This window comes from Salinibacterium sp. AL4.1, assembly GCF_059767305.1.
Map to the genome: position 1 here is coordinate 398,843 of NZ_JBSOQK010000001.1, position 23,476 is coordinate 422,318.

Genomic DNA, 23,476 nt, shown 5'->3' on the forward strand with positions numbered 1-23,476 from the left:
TCGGATTCAAGAAAGTGCCCGTCCGAGGTGCTTTTCGGGCGATGAGAACTCGGCGGGAACGGGTAGAACTGATCGTCTACGGCGGCGTCGGTTTCGAATCCAAGGCGCGAATTCGCCGCCACCCCTCCCCACAATGGGGTACAAGAATGGAGGGCGCTAAAGCGACGCCTGAAGGTGCCCGAATTGGTTTCAGGTTTTACATAGCCGAAACAATGAAGCCCCTAGAAGCACACGCCAGACGGCATGAACTCCGCGGCGCAGAGCCGAGCAGCTTCTTAGGAACGAGGAACGTTGGCGACGCCGTAGAAGCGCCGCTCGAACACTCGGCGAGCACGACGTGTGGCGCGAAGATAGTCCTCTTCAAGTTCGCTGGCAGAGCCCGGCGGATACTCCAACATGCGCGAGATTCCCTCGAGTTGAAGGCGATCGTTGGGGAGAACATCCGACGTTTTAGACGTCCACAGTGTGATGGCAGACCGAGCTCGTGATGCCAGGATCCATGCTTCACGAAGCCGCTCTGCATCGGATGCCGTGACCAGCTTCTCCGCGACAGCGGCATCCAGAGCGTCCAACGTCGACGTTGTGCGTAAACCCTCCACGGCGGCACCGTATTGAAGCTGAAGAAGCTGCACGAACCACTCGACGTCACTCAGTGATCCTCGGCCGAGCTTGAGATGACGCGACGGATCTGCAGCCTGTGGAAGCCGCTCTGACTCGACGCGGGCCTTAATGCGCTTGACCTCACGAACATCCTGCGGAGAGATCGCTTTCGGGTAGCGCACGCGATTGGCAAGCTCGGTGAAATCGTTGAGCAACGCTTCATCGCCAGCAACACCGCGCGCACGCAACAGGGCCTGCGCTTCCCAGGTGAGTGACCAGCGTTCGTAGTAGGCCTCGTACGACTCGAGAGACCGCACAATGGCGCCGTTCTTTCCCTCAGGACGAAGATCGAGGTCGAGATCGAGAGGAAGCTTGACGTCTTCGGTTATTCGAGTGAGGCCCTTCGCGAGAGCAGTAGCCCGCTTCGCGGCGTCTTCGGCGGACGCATCAGTCGCCCGATAGACATACATCACGTCAGTATCGGAGCCGAAGCCGGACTCGGCTCCCCCGTAGCGTCCCATTGCGATGATGCCAAACTCGATTCCGTCGGGTTCAGGACGCAAGACTGCGAGCGTTCCCTCGAGAATGGTGGTCGTGATGTCGCTCAACCCACGGCCGAGCTCTTGAATCGAGATCACGCCAACGATGGAGCCGATCGCGAGTCGAAGCACTTCACGACGACGTGCGGTTCGCAGGGCCACCGCCGCTGCATCCTCATGTCCTTTGTGGCGGGAGACGATTGCGCGTGCCTCATCACGGAGGACCGCGAGTGGTCGGGGACGAAGCTCTTTCTCATGCTCGAGCCACGCAGCCGCCTCCGGAATACGTTCGAACAATCCACCCACATATTTGGATGCCGAAAGCACGTGCGTCAGTCGCTCAGCTGCTCCGGAGGAATCCCGCAGCATTCGCAAGAACCAGTAGGCCTCCCCCAGCGCCTCACTGAGACGACGGAACGCGAGCAGCCCGTAGTCGGGATCGGCACCCTCAGAGAACCACTGCAGCATGACGGGCAGCAACGCGCGTTGAATCGTCGCGCGGCGAGAGACACCACCCGTGAGCGCCGCAATATGCGCGAGCGCACCCTTGGGGTCGAGAAAACCGATGGCCGCGAGACGCGCAGCCGCTTGCTCGCTCGACAGCGCCAAGCCCTCTTCGGGCAGTGCTGCCACCGCGGAGAGCAAGGGGCGATAGAAGAGACGCTCGTGCAGCCGACGCACGGCGATCTTGGTGCGCTGCCACTGTTCGGTGAGGTCAGCGGCGTTCTTCGCGATGCCGGTGGCGCGTGCGAGCACCCGGAGGTCATCCGGGTCGCGCGGCATGAGATGCGTTCGACGCAGGCGGGACAACTGGATGCGGTGCTCCAGCAGCCGCAAGAATCGATAGTCGCGCGCGAACTCGCCCGCTTCAGTGCGCCCGATGTAGCCGCTCTCGGCCAGCGCGATGAGCGCCTGAAGGCTCGAGGTTTGGCGAACGCTCTCATCGTTCTGCCCGTGCACGAGTTGCAGTAGCTGCACCGTGAACTCGATATCACGCAGACCGCCGGGGCCGAGTTTGAGCTGCACATCGCGCTCCTGAGGCGGGATGTTCTCGGTTACGCGCTCCCGCATCCGCTGCACTGAAGCGACGAAGTTTTCACGAGAGGCGCTGGACCAGACAAGCGGCGAGACGCCGCCGATATAGCGGCCGCCGAGCTCGCGGTCACCGGCGAGGGGGCGCGCCTTGAGCAGAGCCTGAAACTCCCAGCTCTCTGCCCAGCGATCGTAATACGCCAGGTGCGAGTCGAGCGTGCGAACGAGAGCACCGTCTTTGCCCTCGGGGCGAAGGTTCGTGTCGACCTCCCACAGGGCAGGCTCAATCGTGAGGTCTTGGATGCCGCGAATCGTCTGCACGGCGAGTGGCGTTGCGATCGTGACAGCCCTGTCGGCGCTGATGCCGTCGGGCTCCGTGACGAAGATCACGTCGACATCCGACACGTAGTTCAGTTCACGCGCGCCGGCCTTACCCATGCCGATGATGGCGATGCGGGTGGCAGCAACATCCGCTTCGGGAAAGTTCACGGAACGACGGGCGACCGAGAGAGAAGCTTCGAGGGCTGCTCCCGCAAGGTCGGCGAGTGCCATCGCGACGCGGTCGACGGCGGCAAGCGGATCGTCTTGAGCGAGGTCCCACGCCGTGATCTTGGCTAGTTCACGACGGTACCGAACGCGCAGCGCAACCCAGGCATCCTCCTCGTCGAGTTCACGCGTTACCTCAGTGAGCGACTCGACGTATTCCTCCGGCGAGGATGGCGCCGCGATCGGCGTGCACATCGCATCCAATTCAGAGGGATGACGAACGAGAAAGTCGCCGAGCCCGGAGGATGCTCCGAGCACTTGAACGAGGCGCACAGCGGCTTCATCGTTCTGAAGCAGCGGCACTAACTGCTGAGGCGCCGATTCGGAGAGCTCGAGAAGCAGCCGAAGCGCTTGGTCAGGGTCCGCTGCACGAGAGAACAACGCGGCCGGCACTTCTGGCCGATCGAGCGCCACAAGGCGCTCTCGTGCCTCGCTGAGCTCGAGAAAGCCCAGTTTGGCGAGTTCGGTCAGGGTGTAGGTAGGCGTCGACATAACGTGACCGCGGGGTCTAGAGGATCTCTAGGCTGCTCTCGAGCTCGTACGGCGTTACCTGAGCGCGGTATTCCTTCCACTCGCGACGCTTGTTGAGAAGAACGAAGTTGAAGACTTGCTCCCCCAGCGTTTCAGCAACGAGCTCGGAGTTCTCCATGATGCTCAGCGCGTGGTTGAGGTTCGACGGCAACTGCTCGTAACCGAGCGCACGGCGCTCATGCTCCGAGAGATCGCCGACGGCATCCTCAGCCTCGAGGGGAAGTTCGTAGCCCTCTTCGATGCCCTTGAGCCCGGCAGCAAGCAGCAACGAGTAAGCAAGGTACGGGTTGGCAGCCGAGTCGAGAGCGCGGTACTCGATGCGGGCGCTCTGCCCTTTGCCAGGCTTGTACAACGGCACACGCACGAGAGCGGAACGGTTGTTGTGACCCCACGTGACGAAGCTCGGCGCTTCGTCGCCACCCCAGAGCCGCTTGTACGAGTTCACGAACTGGTTCGTGACGGCGGTGATTTCGGGAGCATGCTTGAGAACGCCGGCCATGAACTGACGACCGACCTTTGACAGCTGGTAGTGACCGCTCGCGTCGTAGAACGCGTTCTGGTCGCCCTCAAAGAGAGACATGTGGGTGTGCATTCCCGAACCAGGCTGACCCGACATCGGCTTGGGCATGAACGTCGCGTAGACACCCTGCTCGATAGCGACCTCTTTGATCACGGTGCGGAACGTCATAATGTTGTCGGCGGTCGTGAGAGCGTCGGCGTAGCGGAGGTCGATCTCGTTCTGGCCGGGGCCCGACTCGTGATGACTGAACTCCACCGAGATGCCGAGATCTTCGAGCATCCGCACCGAACGGCGACGGAAGTCGTGGGCTGTTCCCCCGGGAACGTTGTCGAAGAACCCTGCCGAGTCAACCGGCTCAGGGCGACCCTTCTTGAGCTTGCTCGACTTGAGCAAGTAGAACTCAATCTCAGGGTGCGTGTAGAACGTGAAGCCGCGCTCGGCCGCCTTCTCGAGCGTGCGCTTGAGCACGTTACGAGGGTCGGATGCTGCGGGCTGGCCGTCAGGCGTCGTGATGTCGCAGAACATACGTGCAGTGGGATCAATCTCTCCACGCCACGGCAGAATTTGGAAAGTGGTGGGGTCGGGATGCGCGAGCATGTCTGCCTCGTACGCCCGAGTGAAGCCCTCAATGGCCGAACCGTCGAAGCCGAGGCCCTCTGAGAACGCGCCCTCGATCTCTGCTGGAGCAACAGCGACGCTCTTGAGCGTGCCCACGACATCCGTAAACCAGAGGCGTACGAATTTGATGCCGCGTTCTTCAATAGTGCGAAGAACGAAGTCGCGCTGCTTATCCATTGACATTGAGTCCCTCGATCCGTGCCCTGCCGCGAAATTGCGACATCGATTCTGCCAATCTAAGGCTACTTGCTCTGAGGCATCTATGCAGCGCACTCGCCGCCGCACTAGCCCAATTGAACCGTTCGCCGGTGTCGATAGACTGGCGGCTATGACTGACTCTGCCGCCGCTGAGGCCCAAGCCAAGCTCAAACGAGTTCGCACTCGCCACTTTCAGACGGCGAAAGAGAACGGCATCAAGATTGTTGGTCTCACCAGTTATGACCAGTTGACCGCCGGAATCTTCGACGAGTCGGGAATCGACTTCCTCTTGGTGGGTGACTCTGCCGGCAACAACGTTTATGGCTATGACACCACTCTTCCGGTGAGCATCGACGACCTCATCCCCCTTACGCGCGCTGTTGCTGGCGCTGTGACGCGCGCCTTTGTTGTCGCCGACATGCCGTTCGGCTCCTACGAAACCGGATCGGATGAGGCGCTCCACACGGCGTTCCGGTTCATGAAAGAAACCGGCGCCCACGCCGTGAAGCTCGAAGGTGGCGTGCGCAGCGCCGAGCAGATCCGACGCATCGTGGATGCCGGCATTCCGTTGATGGCTCACATCGGCTTCACACCGCAGAGCGAACACGGCCTCGGTGGCCACGTTATTCAGGGACGTGGCGACGGCTTCGAGCAGCTTCTCGCCGATGCTCTCGCCGTTCAAGAGGCTGGCGCGTTTGCGGTCGTGCTTGAAATGGTTCCCGCGAATGCCGCAGCCAAGATTACTGAAGCACTCACGATTCCGACGATCGGTGTCGGCGCTGGCCCCCACGTTGATGGGCAGCTCCTAGTCTGGACGGACTGGGCTGGCCTCACTAAGGGTCGCATCCCCAAATTTGTCAAACAGTACGCCGACTTGCGTGCGACGCTCGCGGGCGCGGTAGACGAATACCGTGCCGATGTGGCCTCAGGCTCTTACCCGGCCGAGGACCACTCGTACTAGGCGTCGGATTCCTCCGCCGCCCATTTGCGGGCACGCTCGGCGATGATCTGCGGAGCTCGTTCGGCTTCTGCTCGCGTTTCGAATGGTCCATCGCGATCAACCGCAAGTGATTGCGGCCCCTCTTCGACTTCACCAGTCTTGTGGTTGTACCACCATTGCTCCATGTGGTTCGTCCTTTCGCTCGCGGTAAGACTACGCCGGTAGACTAGACCAATGCCTCGGGATAATTCTGGTCACCTCGTTCCGGGAGTAATCCCATCTCAACTCGCTGTACCGAAGTCGATCACTCGGCCCGAGTACGTCGGCAAGACGGCGCCGCGCCCGTTCACCGGTTCCGACGTCTACACTGCCGAAGAAGTTGACCGCATTCGCGCCGCGGGAAAGATTGCCGCCGGTGCAGTCGAAGCGGTTGGTGCCGCTATTCGCCCCGGCATCACGACGGCAGAGCTCGATGTCATCGCCCACGAGTACATGCTCGAGCGCGACGCCTACCCCTCAACGTTGGGCTACCGCGGGTTCCCCAAGTCATGCTGCACGAGCATCAACGAAGTGATCTGTCACGGCATCCCTGATGACACCGTGCTTGAGGATGGCGACATCATCAACATCGATATCACCGCCTACAAAGACAGCATGCACGGCGACCTCAACAAGACATTCCTCGTTGGAGATGTATCGGAGGATGCCCGCAACCTTGTGGAGCGCACTCAGGAAGCCCTCAACCGCGGCATCAAGGCCGTGGCACCCGGTCGCCAGGTCAACGTGATCGGCCGCGCGATTGAGTCGTACGCGAAGCGTTTTGGCTATGGCGTGGTTCGAGACTTCACCGGGCACGGGGTTGGCTCAGCATTCCACTCGGGCCTCATCATTCCGCACTATGACTCCGCGCCGCAGTTCAACGATGTGATCGAGGTCGGCATGGTCTTCACGATCGAGCCAATGCTGACGCTCGGCACCCACGAGTGGGACCTGTGGGCTGATGACTGGACGGTTACCACCCGCGATAAGAGCTTGACTGCCCAGTTTGAACACACAATGGTTGTGACTGAACGCGGCACCGAAATTCTGACGCTTCCCTAACGACAACGCTCGCACACGATCTGACGCATCCCTACGCACGCGAAAGTAGACACTATGACTCAGGCACTTGGAATCGACATCGGAGGCACCGGTATCAAAGGTGCGATCGTTGACACCGATACCGGCAAACTTGTGAGCGAGCGGATGAAGATCGCAACGCCCAAGTCGGGCAAGCCTAAAGAGATCATTGCCGTCGTTGTCGAACTGATCGAGAAGCTCGGCGGCCTCCCAGAAGGCATGCCCGTTGGTGTGTGCTTTCCCGCGATCGTTCGCAACGGCAAGACCATGTCTGCCGCCAACATCTCCAAAGAGTGGATAGGGCTGGATGCCGAGAAGCAATTCGAGAAAGCCCTCGGTCGCGACATCCACTTCGTGAACGATGCGGATGCCGCTGGCGTTGCCGAAGTGCGTTACGGCGCCGCCCAGGGTGTCTCGGGGCTCGTCTTACTCACCACACTGGGCACTGGAATCGGCAGTGCCCTGATTTACAACGGAACGCTCGTTCCCAACTCCGAACTCGGGCATCTGCTGATCGGCGGCCGCGACGCAGAAAAGGGCGCCTCGTTTGCAGCGAAAGAACGCCGCCGTCTGAGCTGGAAAGCCTGGGCAAAGCGACTGCAGCGCTATTACACCCACCTTGAACTGCTCTTCTCCCCCGACCTCATTCTGGTGGGCGGCGGTGTTTCTAAGAGTCACGAAAAGTTCTTGCCGCTGCTGAAGCTGAATGCTCCAATCATTCCTGCGAAGCTGCGGAACAACGCCGGCATCATGGGCGCCGCAGCCTTAGCCGTGAAGGAATAACGATGAGCTTCCATTCGAACGAGCCCCACTCGGGAGACCTCGCGGGTCGTTTGAACTGGTTGCGCGCGGGAGTTTTGGGCGCGAATGATGGAATCGTGTCGGTCGCGGCCATTGTTGTGGGTGTCGCGGGTGCGACATCCGCCATCGCACCGCTCATCACCGCCGGCGTCGCCGGGCTCGTTGGCGGGGCAATCTCGATGGCTCTCGGTGAGTATGTGAGCGTAAGCAGCCAGAGCGATAGCCAGCGTGCGCTCATTGAGAAGGAGCGCCGCGAGCTCGCCGAGATGCCCGAAGAGGAGTTGGCTGAACTGGCCGCTATCTACGAGGCCAAGGGCATTAGCGCTGCCACCGCTCAGCAGGTAGCTGAAGAGCTCACGCAGCATGATGCGCTGGCGGCACACCTCGAAGCCGAACTCGGCATCACCGAACACGACGTCGTGAGCGCTTGGCAAGCAGCCGGAGCATCCGCGCTAGCCTTCACCGTCGGCGGAGTTCTACCGCTGGCTGCAATTCTTATCGCTCCCGAACCCATTCGAGTTCTCGCGACGTTTATCGCGGTGCTGACGGCCTTGGTAATTACAGGTGCGCTCTCGGCCCGCGTCGGCGGCAATAGTTGGGTGCGACCAACACTTCGCATCGTGATTGGCGGCGCACTCGCGCTCATCACCACGTTCCTGATCGGAACCTTGCTCGGCACTAGCGGCGTCGTTTAGACGCTGCCTCGCCGGTAGGCGCGCCGCGTCAGAGCCCGCGCTTCGCGGCTGAGTGCGCAGCTGGGCTGCGATGAAGGAATGGGCCGGCTAGTACGCCGGGTTCTGTTCACACGAAACCGAAATCTCGCGCTGGACGGTCATCTATCTACGATGTACGTTGCCGCACACCTCTAGCGATCTACCCGAAGACTTGGCGAGCAGCCTTGGCGTCTTCTGTCTGATCTTGCTCCGGACGAGGTTTACCTAGCCGACCGAGTCACCCCGGCCGCTGGTGGTCTCTTACACCACCGTTTCACCCTTACCCCAGACCGAAGTCTGTGGCGGTCTACTTTCTGTTGCACTGTTCTCGCGGGTTACCCCGGGTGGGTGTTACCCACCATCCTGCTCTACGGAGCCCGGACGTTCCTCGGTATCCGTAACGGATAACGCGACCGTCTTGCCGACCCATTCAACGGTCTAGCTTAGCGTTTGGAGAGCGCTTAGAGTCCCGACTCGTTCGTGCGGACAAGGATGCCTTCGCTGCTGGCACACATAATCACGGCGTCGGGCGCGGCAGCACGAATCTCCTGCATCTCATTCTCGAGCAGCTTGACTCCAGATGCCAGCGATACTCCGCCGCGCAACAACGAAGCGCCAACGCCGTAACGATCGCGCTGACGTTCGTAGAGAGCAAGAAGGTCCGCCGGAATGGTGGCCTGCAACGCGGTGCGACCGGTGCGAGTCGTGCCCAGCTCAGCTTCGATCACGGAGAGAGCCTCGTCGCGGCTGGCTTCGAGTTCGGCGAACTGAGAGGTGAGGTTTCCGCCCTGCTCCAGGAGGTTATCTACGACCTTCTGTTGCGCTTCGAGCTTCTCCATAACGGCGAGCTCGATGTCTTCAAGGTTGCTGAGTCGCGTGCGCAAAGCGGTGAGCTCCTGCTCAAGCGCGGCAACGTCTTTGGGTGAAGAACTGGCATCGAGGCGTGACGTGTCACGAGCAATGCGCGCTTCGACAACCGTGACGTCAGACTCGATGCGGCTCATTTCGAGCTCGATGTCTTCCTTGATGCCACGCTCTTCGAGAATCGTCAGCTGAAGCTTGTCGCGGTGCTTCTTGAGTTCCGACAGCTGTTCGTGCTCGGGAAGCTTCTTAGCGCGGTGCTCCAACTGGGCAATCTTCGTGTCGAAGGCCTGCAGGTCGAGGAGTAAAGCTTGGTCAGCGGGGCTAGCGGTCAACGCCATAGTCATGCTTCTTTCTGTCTAACGGTGCGCTTACTGCACAACCGCAAAATCCCAAGGGTCAGTGCGCAGTTCGCTCACCGTAATCGTTACGTCTGGCAGCAGCGCACGCAATTCGTTGGCTGCGGCATCGAGCCACAACCACTCGCTCGCCCAGTGCGACACATCGATCAGTGCCGGGCCATTCTGCAGCCGAGCGTTCTCCCGAGCCTCAGAGGCCGGATGATGCCGAAGGTCACTCGTGATGTACACATCCGACGCCAACACGGCCGGGTCGTTCAAGTATGCGTCACCCGCTCCCCCGCACAATGCCACCGAGTGAACGAGTTGATCGAAATCGCCGGCGACACGGATGCCCGTCGCCGTCGGCGGCAGGATCTCACCGATGAGGCGAGCGAGACGACCGAGTGTCATCGCCTCCGGCAGTTGCCCCGTGCGGCCGATGCCACGACCCGGGGTTTCGCCTTCAACGATGGGAGCGATGGACGACAAGCCCAGCTTGGTGGCGAAGCGACCCGATGTTCCCGTTTCTACGACATCCGCATTGGTATGGGCAGCGAGCAAAGCGCACTCGGCTCGGATCAACTTGGTAAGTACCGCGCCCTTGTAGCGGTCGCTGGCGACCGACGTTACGCCCCGCAGCAAAAGGGGGTGATGCGTGATGAGCATGTCGGCGTCGTCGGCGATCGCCTCGTCGACGGTGTCGAGAACCGCATCGACAGCGAGCGAGATCTTCGACACCTGAGCACCGAGGTCGCCAGAGACGAGGCCCACGGCATCCCACGCTTCGGCACCAGAAACGGGCCAGAGCTGTTCAGCCGCGGCAATTACGTGAGCGACAGTAGTAGACACGCTTTCAGTCTAGGCGGGACGCGGAGCGCGCTCAGCCTGCTCAGCCTCTTGACGACGGATGGCGGGGATGCCCGCGACGAGTGGCGTCAGGAGTCCGAGGCCGAGAGCAACGAGTACGCCCAGGTCGGTTCCAGCAAGCTCCGAGGTGAGGTCTACACCGAGAGCGGTGAAGCCGTAGCCCTGCCATGAAAGCCAGCTGATCGTTGCGCTCGTGAGAGCGAAGCCGATTGCGGAGATCACGACGAACGCGCTGAGGTTGACCCAACGCACGTCGCCGTAAACACCACCGCGGGAAAGCAACGCCGCACTGTCCAACTTGCGGGTGCGGATCATGGTCTCCGAAGCAAAGATGCCGGCCCACGCTGCAGTGGGTACCGCGAGAGTTGTCGCGACATCCCGGAACAGTTCGTTGATGCCACCGTTGACGCCGAACGCGAAGAGGATCGAGAGAGCACCGAGCAATACGGCAACGATCACAATCGACCACTGACGGGGAACGCGCACACCGATTGCTTGGAGGGCAAAACCGCCGGAGTAGAGGCTCAGGGTGATGCCGGAGAGGAGGCTCAGCGTTGCAGCGAGCAGTAGCGGGATCGGGTACCAACTCGGCAGCAGGAGCATCAAGGTATCGAGAGGCGATGCCAAGAATCCACGAGCGATGGCCGGGTCGGATGCGGCGAGAAGCGCACCGTAGGCGATCAGTGCAAACGCGGGAAGCGCAGCACCGAACGTAGCGGAGAGCATCGAAGCCCCACCGCTCGACGATGGACGCTGGTAGCGAGCAATGTCCGCACCGCTGTAGGCCCAGACCAGACCGAGGAAGCTGAAGACGAGCACGGCGCCGGTGATCGTGAGCAACCACGAGCCGTCGGGGGTGGTGAGAGCCTGAGAGACGTCGATGAACTGCGCCGTAAAGCCAATGAGACCGACGACGAGAACACCCGAGATGATGCTCAGGATGAGCTGGATGCGCGCAAACAGCGGGTAGCCAGCAAAGGCGATCACTAGCGCAATCAGGAACGACAGGGCTAGAGCGATCAACAGCAGTTGACGATCGCCGAGACCACCGTTGAGGTCGGAACCGACGAGCACGATTGCCACCGACGATGCCAAGACCCACAGCAGTACCGCTCCCCAGAAGAGACGAGCGATAAGAGCGACAACCGACGGTGCGATGTTGCCGAGAACGCCGAAGGACGCTCGCGAGACGACCATCGTCGGCTGACCGCTGCGCTTGCCCGCGAGAGTCGTGAGGCCCAGAGGGATGAACGACAGAGCGACACCAGCCAAGATCGCAACGATCGACTGGCGCAAGCTCATCCCGACAGCGAAGACCGCGGCACCGAGACCGAGGCTCACGATCGACGAGTTAGCCGCGAACCACAGCCAGAACAAACGAGCCGCGTGACCAATTCGACGGTCTACAGGGGTGGGCTCAAGGCCGCTCTCTTCGAGGCTGAAGACCTTCTGAGCGGTCGGTGCAACTTCCTCGAGTCCGAGGGGCTGCTGAGCAACCACCGCAGTGGAGTGCGCTACTGGTTGAGGTACCGACGGTGCGGCCGCAGCCTCGGCAACGACGGGCGCGGCAGCGGGCGCCGGAAGCGGCACTGCGGCGCCGATTGGTGCCGGCTGCGATGCGAGTGATGCTGCTGCAGCGGCTCCCCCGATCGCGGCGGCGCCTGCGGCACCCGCGGCGAACGGGATTTCATCGTCCTTCGTAGCAGTGCTCTCGGAAGGAACGTCACTAACGCCTGCAGAAAGATCCGTGGAATAAGTAAGGCGATCGCTGTCATCTACAGCATCGTCAGATTCTGCTTCGAAATCGGCCTGGTTGACCGCGATCGAACCGGTCTGCAGCTCGGAGAGAGGGTCACCCTGCATCGGCGGAGCGGCGTTCGCCAGCAATGCCACGAGAGGATCAACCTCAGGCTCATCGCTGTCGACGTCGGCATCATCGATGTCGTCAGTCTTCAGGAGATCATCGAAATCGATCGGGTCGGACGCGACGTAGTGCGGGTTTTCCGTCGAGGCGAAGTTGAACGCCGGGGCCGCAGCAGCCGTGACATCAGATGTCGGCTCGACTTCAGCTTCAGCTGCAGCTGAAGCTTCGGGCGTTTCAAGTGGTGCAATTGGAGTGGGTGCACCCTGTGCTTCGACCGGCGCGATCGCTGAGTCGATAGAAACTGCGTCATCGACGGTGGGCGTTGAAGTGTTGGAAGCGTTCGCTTCAGCGCTCAGGCCAAACGCAAACGGCGCTTCGGAGGCGTCCTCCTCAGCTACAGCCTCGGGCATGTCAGCAGCCGGAGCATCAGCCGGCGGTGGCGCGAAGCCGAAATCGCCGAAGGAGACATGCTCATCGAGATTCGCTCGCGGAATGCTCGGTGCAGTGTCGGGCTCAACGAGAGCCGGAGGGGCGAAGGGCAGTTCGTCGTAATCGCCATCTTCGTCGGCAGGGAACTCCGGTGCGGCCTGTCCGGCAAAAGCAGCAGGTGCGTCAGGAGCAGAAGGAGCAGGAGGAGCAGCCGACGCTGATGGGGCTGATGGAGCGGGCGCTGCGAAGAGATCCTCAGCGATAGGGGCTGCTGGTGCTTCCGTTGCGTCAGGCGAGACCGCAGGCTCAGGAGTTGTGTCACTGAAGCTCAGGAGACCGGATGCGGGATCGAACAGCGGCGCCGCTACGGGTTCCTGCTCCTCGGTCTGCTCCTCGGTCTGCACTTCGGCTTCCGGCTCGGCGGAGGCATCCTCAGCAACGTGAGTCGTCGCTTCGGCCGCAGCGTCAGGAACTGGTTCGTTCTCAGGAGCGGCCGTAGTGTCGGCAGCAGGCGAAGTGTCGGCAGCAGCCGAAGTGTCGGCAGCAGGCGTCTGAGAAGAGGCGGATGCGAAACCGTCGGTGTCGGCAGTCCCTGCGCTGTCATCCGAGATTTCGCCAACCACGGGAAGCGTGATGGAGCCGGTCGGGTCCGCATGGGCTGCGAATGGGATCTCGTCTTCGAAGTCAGCGGGGGGCGACCACGATTCACTGGGCGGCGGCACGTCCCAGGCCGGCAGCTGGGCAGCCGGAGCGGCGGCGGGCGCCTCCGCAACCTCCTGCGCTGCTGCAACCTCGGGTGCTTCGGCCGCCTCAGGTGCTTCGGCCGCCTTAGGTGCTTCAGCTGCCTCAGGTGCTTCAGCAACCTCAGGTACTTCGGCCGCTTCAGGGGTTCCGACTGCTTCGGGGGCGGGAGCGAACGCGGCTGGCGCTGCGTCAGCTTCGGGGGCATCCGTTGCGGCATTGCTGGGCGCGGATGCTTCATGGTCGTCGTCTACGACGTCGGCGAACTCCGATCGGACTTGATCAATAACCTGATCAGCTACGGGGCCACCGCGCGAACGGAACGTAGTCTCCCACTCGCGATATTCGCGCGCTTCTTCTTCACGCAAGCGCAATTGAGCCTCAAGGACCTCGATGACGCTGAGCGTTCCCGTCGATTGATTCGCAGGGTTGTCTGCCCAGGTCAGCAACTCTTCATCCGCCATCGAGCGGCGGGTCGGTGGCGTCGGCGCGTCATCACCCTCGCCAGTAGCGCTCGCATCGGATTCAGCGGAAGCCTCGGCGGGCTCGTCCGCTGTCGAAGCAGCTGCTTCTTCGATGGGCGCGCCGGCGACTGGCGAGGCACTATCCGGAGTGGACGAAGCATCATCCGGAGTGGACGAAGCATCATCCGGAGTGGACGAGGCATTGGCCGCGGGCGCCGCAGTTGTGGCTTCGGTTTGCGGATTCTCGGGCACCATCGGGGCCATCGGCGCCGGCGGAGCAAAGCTGGAGACGAAGGGTGCGGCCGGCGACGACTCATCAACCGGGGCGACATCCTCCGCTGCGGCGAACAGATCCTCTACGCGAGGAGCTGGCGCATCAGCCGAGGGGGCAACGAATGACTGCCGCGGGGCGAATGGCGATTCGAAGTCGGAGTCGGAGTCGGCCTCAGAGTTAGTGGCGGCTGTGGCGTCAGCAACGACGTCGGTTTCACTGCTCAACGGCACCTGAGCCGGCTCGTCCGCGGATGAAGCGGTGACATCCGGCGCCGGGAAGGACGGCAGTTCAGAGCCGAACCCTGATTCGGCATCAACTGCGTCACTCTCGACGGCGGGCTGGGCGGGCGCAACAGTAAATGGCGCGGCATCAGCTACCGCAGCGGATTGCTCTTCGACGTCCGTTGTTGCCGCGATTTCCTCTTCCTCTGGAAGCGAAAGGAACGCGCTGAAATCGTCGGCGCCAGCGTCTACCGATTCGTCCGCAACTGGCTCAACAGCCGGCGACTCAGAGTGATCGAGCTGGGTCGACTCGTCGTGCGTATTCACGACGGGAGCGATTTCGTCATCCAGATCAATTGCATTTTCAGCGCTCAACGACCATGGCGCTAGGGGCGAAGCAGCTTCGGCATCACGAGCGGCATCCTCGTCATCAGCTATTGGTGCCTCAGCGGTATCCGCCTTAGTTGCTTCCGATCCTGCAACCTCAGACACATCGAACTCCGCCGCAGAGCTGGCACTGTTGTGCATTTCGGCTGGAGGCGCAGGAGTTCCGGGAGCAGGAGCAGGGGCGGCGAAGAACTTGACCACGGGATCGATCGAAGCGTCGTCTGCGGTCGCGTCTACGCTGTCGACAGGCAACTCGTCGACGGTGTTGGCAGCTGGCTCGTCAACATCATTGACGCCTGACTCCTCGACGCTGTTTGCGGCTTCTCCGCTGCCTAATGGTTGATTGGCGTGCTCGACGGGTGCATCTTGTGCGACGTCGTCGTTCAGCGCAGCGAAGAAATCGAACGCAGCATCAGGGGCCGGGGCACCCAGAGTGGGATCATCGTTTGCGAGGTCGGTGGTGTCAGCAACGTCTCCCTCGGCGTCGGCGCTCGAGTCACCCGCGGGTACGGCGGCAGCCGCTTCTTTGAACGCAGCATCGAGGTCGAAGGCCGAAACGCTTTCGACCGGCGGGAGCTCAGCAGCGACGTTTTCGGCTTCCGCAGTGGCATCTGATGAAGCATGAGAAGCGTCAGTGGCCGACTGCTCAGCTCCAGCAGCCCCATCCTCAACGGGCTGGTCGTTATCGAGCGACAGGAACCCGTCGAGGCCAAGGCTCGGAGCCTCTGCGGCCGTGGCGGCAGCGTCTTTGCCGTCGAGGTTCCACATCGGGGCGCCTTCAACTACCTCTTCAATGGGAAGAGCGGCGGCGGTGTCCGTCGGAAGCTCAGTGCCATCGGTTGGCACGGAAGAACTAGCGGGCACCGGCGTTCCGGCGACCTCGGGCTCAAGCGGCCCGAGCTTCCAAATGTGGTTTGCTGGCGCGTCTGATTCGGCCGCCTCTGCAGCGGGCTCGTCTTCAGCAATCGCAGGCGAAACGTCAGCCCACATCGTGTCGTCAAAGTCGTCAGCGGATGCTGGGGGCTTCGACGCGGCGGCGGGTTCCTCAGTAGCGAAAAGGGATTCGAAGCTGAACTCTTTTTCGTCTGCAGAGTCCGCGCTCACATCGAAAGCGTCACCGGTTGCAGCGCCCCCCTCGGCACCTCCGGCAGTCGCGCTTGCTTCTTCCTCCAACGCCGCAAGTTCAGCAGCCGCAGCGGCAGCATTCTCTGCCTCTGCTTCGGCCGGAGTCCGCCGACGCGAAATTCGTGAGGCGAAGAAATCGGGCGTCGTGTAGTCAGCAGGAATTTGGTACGGGTCGTCGTCATCATCATCTGCGGAGGCAGTCGCTGAGTCCGAGACAGCGGAGGGCAGCTCTTCGGCGCTCACCGGGGCATCCGAAACTGAAGCGGACTCGGGGGCGTCAAGCTGCGGAACGGCTTGAGTCGGATCGGGCGCCGGGGCCATGGCCCAGGGCGGCATTCCTTGATCGAGCGCATCCGCGATATCCGAGCGCTGAAATTCTTCGTTCAAGTCGAAGGGTGCAGGGATAGCAGAATCCACGGGAGGCGCGAGAGAGTCATCCAGCGCTGCAGCATGTTCGGGTGCTTCGCCGTTGAGGGCGGCATCGAGATCGATAATGCCGTCAGCTGACGCTTCGCTGAGGTCGATACGACCGTCATCGCTCAGGGGCTCAGCCGAATCTGAGCCGGGTTTTTTCGCAGCCGCAGCGTGCGGGAAAGGTAGTTCGAACTCATGCTTTGAAGACGTTTCGTCGTTCGCATCGTTCGCGTCGTCAACGTCGTCGTGGAATGCCATGCACAAATCCTAAGGCGATACCAATGTTTTGCGGGTATGACTAGCCGTTGTTAGCGCAGTTATCGAAACAAATATGAGGGATAGACCGATTTACGAGAGCGGAAAAGGCGTCTCCCCCAGCGTCGGCAGTTGTTTGTGCAATGCCGCCATCTTCTCGTCGCGCCCCGCGCGCGCACCGATATGGCGAGCAGCCAGGCCTTGAAGGTAGCGCAGGGAATGGTGCTGTGCGCGAAACGAAGAAAACCCCCGTCAATGACGGGGGTTTTCTGTTGCGGTGGGCCCTACCGGGATCGAACCGATGACATCCACGGTGTAAACGTGGCGCTCTACCAGCTGAGCTAAAGGCCCGCAGCGACGCAATGCGAAGCAGCGCTCGATAATGTTACACGGGATTTTGGTGCCGATTACACACCCGCCGCAAAACGTTCAGCGATGCTCCTCAGAAAGTCGCTCGATAGCCCGTTCGTAGTCAGCAAACAAGCGGGGTTCACCGAGCGGCGACGTGATCACATCGCGAACAATTCCCGTCTTATCGATCAAGAAACTCGTGCGGCTGGCAAAGCCTTTGTCGTCTAGAAACGCCCCGAACGTGTTCGCGACCGCGCCGTGGGGCCAGAAGTCCGAGAGCAATGACAGCCGGAGGCCGTCGGCGTCGGACCAGGCACGCAGAGTCGCGGTCGAATCCACCGAGACCACAACGATTTCAACTCCGGCACTGGCCGCAACATCGTGCCATTCGTTCAGCTGAGCGACCTCCCGAGCACACACGGGCGAGAACGCAAGGGGCACAAACACGACGAGCACCGCGCGTCGCGAAAGAAGCTCCTGGGAATCGACGTGTTGACCGTGCTGATTGCGCAACGCAAAACTCGGCGCACGAGCTCCCGGCGTGATCGGCATACAGAACCTTTCTTGAGAAAACTGAGCGAACGCCCCGTGTTTGCGGGATAAAAAGCCCCGGTTCGAATCTTGCCGCATTCGACAACTAGAATCGATGGGCGTAGTCGATCCCATCACATCCGCAACCCGGTAGTGCCTCGACTCGCACGACTCTGTTCTCTACACGAAAGAGGTCAACGGTGACGGTAAACGACCAGGACCCATACTCGGTAACCAACACCGACAAGGACCCGGAGGAGACCGCCGAGTGGAACGAATCACTCGACTCCCTCGTTGCAGCACAAGGACACGAGCGCGGTCGGGAGATCATGCTCAGCCTTCTCAAGCGCTCCAAAGATTTGCACCTCGGTGTTCCGATGGTTCCGACTACGGACTACATCAACACCATTGCAAAGGATGATGAGCCCGATTTCCCCGGTGACGAAAAGCTCGAACGTCGTTACCGTGCGTGGATCCGGTGGAACGCCGCGATCACAGTGCACCGTGCGCAGCGCCCCGGCGTTGGCGTCGGCGGCCACATCTCGACGTATGCGTCGTCCGCTGCTCTCTATGAAGTAGGGCACAACCACTTCTTCCGTGGTGCAGACCACGAAAGTGGTGGAGACCAGATCTTCTATCAGGGCCATGCCTCCCCCGGTATGTATGCCCGCGCCTTCCTCGAAGGCCGGATGAGCGAGGACCAGCTCCTCGGCTTCCGCCAAGAGAAGTCGCAAGCGCCGAACGGTATTTCGAGCTACCCGCACCCCCGCCTTATGCCGGAGTTCTGGCAGTTCCCCACCGTATCGATGGGCCTCGGACCGATCAACGCGATCTACCAGGCACAGAACAACAAGTACATCAGTAACCGTGGCATCAAGGATGTGTCAGACAAGCAGGTCTGGGCTTTCCTCGGTGACGGCGAGATGGATGAGGTTGAGAGCCGTGGAGCCCTCCAGTGGGCCGCGAACGAAAAGCTCGACAACCTGAACTTTGTTATCAACTGCAACCTGCAGCGTCTCGATGGCCCTGTTCGCGGTAACGGCAAGATCGTTCAAGAGCTCGAGAGCTTCTTCCGCGGTGCCGGCTGGAACGTCATCAAGGTCATCTGGGGCCGCGAGTGGGACGACCTGCTTGCCAACGACCACGAGGGCGCCCTGCGCGACCTCATGAACCGCACTCCCGATGGTGACTACCAGACGTACAAGGCTGAGTCAGGCGCATACGTTCGTGAGAACTTCTTCGGGCGCGACCCCCGCACCCTCAAGATGGTTGAGCACCTCAGCGATGACGAGGTGTGGAACCTCAAGCGCGGTGGCCACGACTACCGCAAGGTCTACGCCGCGTTCAAGGCTGCAAGCGAACACAAGGGTCAGCCCACGGTCATTCTGGCGAAGACGGTCAAGGGCTACGGCCTCGGCCCCAGCTTCGAGGGCCGCAACGCGACCCACCAGATGAAGAAGATGACGCTCGACAACCTCAAGCAGTTCCGCGACGAGATGCACATCCCGATTACGGATGCTGCGCTCGAAGCTGATCCTTACCAGCCGCCGTTCTACCACCCCGGTAACGACGACGAGGGCATCCAGTACCTGCAGGAGCGTCGCCGCGAACTCGGTGGCTACGTTCCCGAGCGCCGCAGCAAGTACACGCAGATCGAGCTTCCCGAAGCGAAGACTTACGACGTCGTCAAGAAGGGCTCCGGCAAGCAGGAGATCGCCACAACGATGGCGTTCGCTCGTTTGCTCAAGGATCTTCTGCGCGACAAGTCGATCGGTAACCGCATCGTTCCGATCATCCCGGATGAGGCACGCACGTTCGGAATGGACGCGTACTTCCCCAGTGCCAAGATCTACAACCCCGCTGGGCAGCAGTACACCTCGGTAGACCGCGAGCAATTGCTGGCCTACAAGGAGAGCCCGCAGGGTCAGATCGTTCACGTGGGCATCAACGAGGCAGGAGCGTTTGCCGCTTTCACCGCGGTGGGCACCTCGTATGCCACTCACGGCGAGCCGCTGATTCCCGTCTACGTCTTCTACTCGATGTTCGGCTTCCAGCGCACAGGCGATGCCATGTGGGCTGCGGGCGACCAGATGGCCCGTGGTTTCATCATGGGAGCTACCGCCGGCCGCACGACGCTCACCGGTGAAGGACTGCAGCACGCTGACGGTCACTCACTGCTGCTGGCATCCACGAACCCCGCAGTGATCAGCTACGACGCTGCATACGGTTACGAGCTCGGTCACATCGTGCGTGACGGTATCGAGCGCATGTACGGCGGGGAGCACGAAGACCCCAACGTCATGTACTACCTGACCTTGTACAACGAGCCTCTCGTTCAGCCCGCTGAGCCGGAGAACTTTGACGTCGAGGGCGCGATCAAGGGTATTTACCACTTGGCATCGCCGACTATCACCGGGCCGAAGGCTCAGCTGATGGCGTCGGGTGTTGCCGTTCCGTGGGCTCTCGAAGCACAGCAGTTGCTGGCCTCTGACTGGGGCGTAGCCGCTGATGTGTGGTCTGTTACCTCGTGGTCTGAACTGCGTCGCGAAGGTTTGGCGGCTGAGGAGCACAACTTCCTCAACCCCACCGCCGAAGCCAAGGTTCCGTACCTCACGTCTAAGCTCGCGGATGCTCAGGGACCGTTCTTGGCCGTCACCGACTTCATGCACGCTGTACCCGACCAGGTACGCGCGTTTATCCCCGGTGACTTCGCCACCCTTGGTGCTGACGACTTCGGCTTCTCGGACACCCGCGCAGCAGCACGTCGCTACTTCAAGATCGACAGCCACTCGCTGGTTGTTCGTACCTTGCAGTCGCTCGTGAAGCGCGGCGAGATGGACCCCGCAGTGCTTCCTCAAGCAATTGAGAAGTACAGCCTGCACGACGTCAACGCTGGTACCACCGGTTCCGCCGGCGGCGAAAGCTAGGCAAAAACAATTCCCCCGGTACAGAAGACCAAGGCGCAAACGCTCGCCTGGTTGCGTGTTATCTCGGGCGAACTATCGACGGCGACGCTCAAGCGTCTCGAGGACACGCTGCCCTGGTACGGAGAAATCCCTCCAGGGCGGCGTTCCGCCGTCGGGCTCGTCGCTCAGGCCGGAATTACCAGCTTCATCAGCTGGTTTGAAGACCCCACCTCCACCCCGTGGATCGCGGCTGACGTTTTCGGCGCGGCTCCCCGCGAACTCTTGCGGTCGGTGTCGTTGCTCCAAACGTTGCAACTCATCCGTATTGCGGTTGAAGTTGTTGAAGCGCGGGTCAAGGCTGACGACGACGTACTACGCGAAGCGATTCTGCTGTACTCGCGAGAGGTCGCTTTCGCTGCCGCTGACGTGTACGCCCGTGCTGCTGAAGCACGCGGACTGTGGGATGCGCGCCTTGAGGCCCTCGTTGTCGATTCCATCCTCAGCGGCGAGTACGACAACGAACTCCCGAGTCGCATTGCAGCTCTGGGCTGGAACGGTCATGGCGAAGTGTGCGTACTCGTGGGCACTTCCCCGCGAATGCTCGACGTCGACCAATTGCGTCGTACAGCCCGTCATCTCGACGCCGACGTTCTCATCGGAGTGCAAGGTTCTCGGTTGGTGCTTGTCATTGGCCGCGCAGCCCCACGCTCGGAGAAAACCGACGATGATGAGCCACTGCCATTCATCACGATCGCCGAGCAACTGGAACCCGGCTTCGGTAGCGGGCACCTCGTGCTTGGTCCAGAGGTTCCGAGCCTTGTTGATGCCTCGAAGAGCGCGAAGGCTGCTCTGGCTGGCTTTGCCGTAGCTCGATCGTGGCGCAATGCTCCCCGCCCAACGCTGGCGAACGATCTGTTGCCGGAGCGTGCTTTCGCGGGAGATCCGCTCGCTCGCTCGACCCTCATCAACAAGATTTACAAACCACTCCAAGCCCATTCGACCGATCTGCTCACCACACTGTGGTGCTATCTCGACAACGGCAGGTCTCTCGAGGCCACCGCACGCGAGCTCTTTGTGCACCCCAACACTGTTCGCTACCGCTTGAAGCGGGTCAGCGAAGTCATTGGCTGGGATGCCACGGGAGCACGCGAAGCGCTGATTTTACAAGCAGCCCTCATCGTGGGTTCGATTTCTGAACCCGAGCCCGGACGCACTCGCTAGCGTTCCGCCGTTTGGTGAGTTCACACAACGATCCCGTCGAGCTTTGGTGGGGTCATCCAAGCGATTCCGACGAAAGATTGGCAGACTAGCTAAGTGATTGTTGTAGTAGCGCCCGGTCAGGGCTCCCAGACCCCCGGTTTTCTTGAGCCTTGGCTCGAAGACCCCGCCCTGCGAGAGCAGCTTGGAGCGATCTCTGAGGCTGCCGGGATCGATCTGATCACGCACGGCACGACTTCGGATGCTGACACGATCCGCGACACCGCAGTGGCTCAGCCGCTTATCGTCGCTGCGGGTCTACTCACGCTCAGCGCGCTGACTGCCGGAGACCGTCGCAAGCACATCGGTGCTGTCGCGGGTCACTCCGTTGGTGAAATCACTGCGGCAGCCGCTGCGGGCATCCTCTCTGAAGACGACGCGATGCGCTTCGTTGTGCAGCGCGGATCCGCCATGGCCGCCGCTGCGGCACTCGAGACCACCGGCATGTCTGCCGTTATCGGTGGAGACGAAACTGCGCTGCTTGAGCGTCTCGCCGAACTCGGTCTGCAGCCGGCCAACTTCAACGGTGGCGGCCAGATCGTTGTCGCCGGAGCGCTCGACGCGCTCGCCAAACTCTCCGAAGAACCGCTCAAGGGAACGCGTGTTGTGCCGCTTCAGGTCGCCGGCGCCTTCCACACCCGGTACATGCAGCCCGCGGTCGCGCACCTCGAAACCGTGGCTGCCGGCCTCACCGCGAACGATCCTTCGCTGCCCATCTATACGAACCGCGATGGCTCGCTGATTGAGAGCGGTTCACACTTCGTTGACCTTCTCGTCGGCCAGGTTTCTTCGCCGGTTCGATGGGATCTCACCATGAACTCGCTGGCGGATGCCGGCGTCACCGGCATCATCGAACTTGCGCCCGCGGGCGCACTGACGGGCCTCGCTAAGCGCGGCCTCCGCGGAATTCCTGCTGTGGCAGTGAAGACCCCTGATGATCTATCCGCAGCATTTGACCTGATGGAGGCCAACGCATGACCGCACCCACCCTCACCCAGTCCGCCGGGTCACAGTTCACGAAGATCTACAGCTACGGCGCCGCCCGTGGTGACCTCGTCGTTGACAACAATCAGCTCGTCGAAGCGATTGACTCAAGCGATGAGTGGATTCAGCAGCGCACCGGCATGATCACCCGCCATCGCGCATCCGCCGGCATCCTCGCGGTCGATCTCGCCGTTGACGCCGCTCGCGAAGCGATCGAGAAGTCGGGTATCGACCCCGCAGACATCGACCTCGTGATCATTGCCACGATCAGCAACGTTCTGCAGACGCCCTCGATGTCCGCCGTTGTCGCCGACCGTGTGGGCGCTAACCCCGCTGCGGCTTACGACATCAACGCTGCTTGCGCTGGTTTCAGCTACGCGGTGACTCAAGCTGATGCCCTGATTCGCGCGGGTGCTGCCAAATACGCGCTCGTCATTGGTGCCGAGAAGCTCTCCGACATCGTTGACCCGACCGACCGCAGCATCTCGTTCCTTCTTGCTGACGGCGCCGGAGCGGTTGTCATCGGCCCGAGCGACACCCCCGGTATCTCCGCTCCCGTGTGGGGTTCAGACGGCTCCAAGGCCGATGCGATCAAGATGAACGCGACTCTCGTCGACTTCCGTGAAGGCGACGCTGCTTGGCCGACGCTGCGCCAGGAGGGCCAGACGGTCTTCCGTTGGGCTGTCTGGGACATGGCCAAGGTCGCGAAGGAAGCTTTGGATGTTGCGGGAATCACCGCAGACGACCTTGCCGCTTTCATCCCCCACCAGGCCAACATGCGCATCATCGACGAATTCGCGAAGCAGCTCAAGCTGCCTGAATCCGTGGTGATCGCTCGCGACGTTGCCGAGATGGGCAACTCTTCAGCAGCATCCATTCCGCTGGCAACCCACCGTCTGCTCGAAGAGAACCCCGAACTGAGCGGCGGCCTCGCCCTCCAGATTGGTTTCGGTGCGGGCCTTGTCTTCGGCGCGCAAGTAATCGTTCTGCCGTAGTAACCCTAAGAATCACTGCCGCTGGCCTACACTGGCTAACGGTCAATTTACA

The 23,476-nt window shown here is 61.5% G+C and carries 15 protein-coding genes, 1 tRNA gene and 1 other RNA gene; 8 read left to right on the plus strand and 9 right to left on the minus strand.

Annotated elements, in window-relative coordinates; all coding sequences use genetic code 11:
• Positions 1 to 275: 275 nt before the first annotated feature.
• Both ACWTV3_RS01970 and glnA read right to left on the minus strand, forming a co-directional pair.
• Complete coding sequence (locus ACWTV3_RS01970; protein ID WP_498476600.1) at positions 276 to 3,209, minus strand: bifunctional [glutamine synthetase] adenylyltransferase/[glutamine synthetase]-adenylyl-L-tyrosine phosphorylase; 2,934 nt, start codon at positions 3,207 to 3,209, stop codon at positions 276 to 278.
• 16 nt (positions 3,210 to 3,225) lie between these two features.
• Positions 3,226 to 4,563: a type I glutamate--ammonia ligase gene (gene glnA, locus ACWTV3_RS01975; RefSeq protein WP_341619842.1), complete on the minus strand. Its 1,338-nt coding sequence runs from the start codon at positions 4,561 to 4,563 to the stop codon at positions 3,226 to 3,228.
• Positions 4,564 to 4,714: 151 nt separating this feature from the next.
• On the opposite strand from glnA, the gene panB reads away from it, so the two are divergent.
• Positions 4,715 to 5,545 (plus strand): 3-methyl-2-oxobutanoate hydroxymethyltransferase, encoded by an 831-nt coding sequence (gene panB / locus ACWTV3_RS01980; protein ID WP_498476601.1) that lies wholly within the window; start codon positions 4,715 to 4,717, stop codon positions 5,543 to 5,545.
• Here panB and ACWTV3_RS01985 read toward each other — a convergent pair.
• Positions 5,542 to 5,709, minus strand: a complete 168-nt coding sequence (locus tag ACWTV3_RS01985; RefSeq protein ID WP_341619839.1) for a methionine aminopeptidase — start codon at positions 5,707 to 5,709, stop codon at positions 5,542 to 5,544. The two genes, panB and ACWTV3_RS01985, sit on opposite strands and share 4 nt — an antisense overlap.
• 49 nt (positions 5,710 to 5,758) lie before the next feature.
• Here ACWTV3_RS01985 and map point away from each other — a divergent pair, with 49 nt between their 5' ends.
• From map to ACWTV3_RS02000, 3 genes are read left to right on the plus strand one after another with little or no spacing between them, the layout of a single operon-like run.
• Complete coding sequence (map, locus tag ACWTV3_RS01990; protein WP_498476603.1) at positions 5,759 to 6,625, plus strand: type I methionyl aminopeptidase; 867 nt, start codon at positions 5,759 to 5,761, stop codon at positions 6,623 to 6,625.
• 54 nt (positions 6,626 to 6,679) lie between these two features.
• The gene (gene ppgK / locus ACWTV3_RS01995) at positions 6,680 to 7,426 is read left to right on the plus strand and encodes a polyphosphate--glucose phosphotransferase (RefSeq protein ID WP_498476604.1); all 747 of its coding nucleotides are present in this window, start codon (positions 6,680 to 6,682) and stop codon (positions 7,424 to 7,426) included.
• A gap of 2 nt (positions 7,427 to 7,428) precedes the next feature.
• Positions 7,429 to 8,139 carry a VIT1/CCC1 transporter family protein gene (locus tag ACWTV3_RS02000; RefSeq protein ID WP_100388859.1) on the plus strand — a complete coding sequence of 237 codons (711 nt, stop codon included), beginning with the start codon at positions 7,429 to 7,431 and terminating at the stop codon, positions 8,137 to 8,139.
• A 75-nt stretch (positions 8,140 to 8,214) separates the two neighbouring features.
• Here the strand turns inward: ACWTV3_RS02000 and rnpB are convergent.
• The 6 genes from rnpB to ACWTV3_RS02030 all read right to left on the minus strand — a co-directional run bounded on the left by rnpB (position 8,215) and on the right by ACWTV3_RS02030 (position 17,303).
• Positions 8,215 to 8,586: RNase P RNA component class A (rnpB, locus tag ACWTV3_RS02005), an RNA gene on the minus strand.
• A 32-nt stretch (positions 8,587 to 8,618) separates the two neighbouring features.
• Positions 8,619 to 9,359 (minus strand): zinc ribbon domain-containing protein, encoded by a 741-nt coding sequence (locus ACWTV3_RS02010; protein ID WP_498476605.1) that lies wholly within the window; start codon positions 9,357 to 9,359, stop codon positions 8,619 to 8,621.
• Positions 9,360 to 9,389: 30 nt separating this feature from the next.
• On the minus strand, positions 9,390 to 10,208 hold the full coding sequence (locus ACWTV3_RS02015; protein WP_498476606.1) for a Nif3-like dinuclear metal center hexameric protein: 819 nt from the start codon (positions 10,206 to 10,208) through the stop codon (positions 9,390 to 9,392).
• A 9-nt stretch (positions 10,209 to 10,217) separates the two neighbouring features.
• Positions 10,218 to 16,403 (minus strand): cytosine permease, encoded by a 6,186-nt coding sequence (locus ACWTV3_RS02020; protein ID WP_498476607.1) that lies wholly within the window; start codon positions 16,401 to 16,403, stop codon positions 10,218 to 10,220.
• 275 nt (positions 16,404 to 16,678) lie between these two features.
• Positions 16,679 to 16,751, minus strand: a tRNA-Val gene (locus ACWTV3_RS02025).
• Positions 16,752 to 16,829: 78 nt separating this feature from the next.
• Positions 16,830 to 17,303, minus strand: a complete 474-nt coding sequence (locus ACWTV3_RS02030) for a redoxin domain-containing protein (RefSeq protein ID WP_498476608.1) — start codon at positions 17,301 to 17,303, stop codon at positions 16,830 to 16,832.
• 179 nt (positions 17,304 to 17,482) lie between these two features.
• Between ACWTV3_RS02030 and aceE the strand changes: the two genes are divergently transcribed.
• The 4 genes from aceE to ACWTV3_RS02050 all read left to right on the plus strand — a co-directional run bounded on the left by aceE (position 17,483) and on the right by ACWTV3_RS02050 (position 23,424).
• Entirely contained in the window at positions 17,483 to 20,209 is a 2,727-nt protein-coding gene (gene aceE / locus ACWTV3_RS02035) for a pyruvate dehydrogenase (acetyl-transferring), homodimeric type (protein ID WP_498476609.1), read from the plus strand.
• Between the two features lie 51 nt (positions 20,210 to 20,260).
• Positions 20,261 to 21,409, plus strand: a complete 1,149-nt coding sequence (locus ACWTV3_RS02040) for a PucR family transcriptional regulator (protein ID WP_498476610.1) — start codon at positions 20,261 to 20,263, stop codon at positions 21,407 to 21,409.
• A gap of 93 nt (positions 21,410 to 21,502) precedes the next feature.
• Positions 21,503 to 22,423, plus strand: coding sequence for an ACP S-malonyltransferase (locus ACWTV3_RS02045; protein ID WP_498476611.1), 921 nt, complete (start codon positions 21,503 to 21,505; stop codon positions 22,421 to 22,423).
• A complete protein-coding gene (locus tag ACWTV3_RS02050) occupies positions 22,420 to 23,424 on the plus strand; it encodes a beta-ketoacyl-ACP synthase III (RefSeq protein WP_498476612.1) in 1,005 nt (334 codons plus the stop codon). Before ACWTV3_RS02045 ends, ACWTV3_RS02050 begins: the two co-directional genes overlap by 4 nt.
• The last annotated feature ends 52 nt before the right edge of the window (positions 23,425 to 23,476 follow it).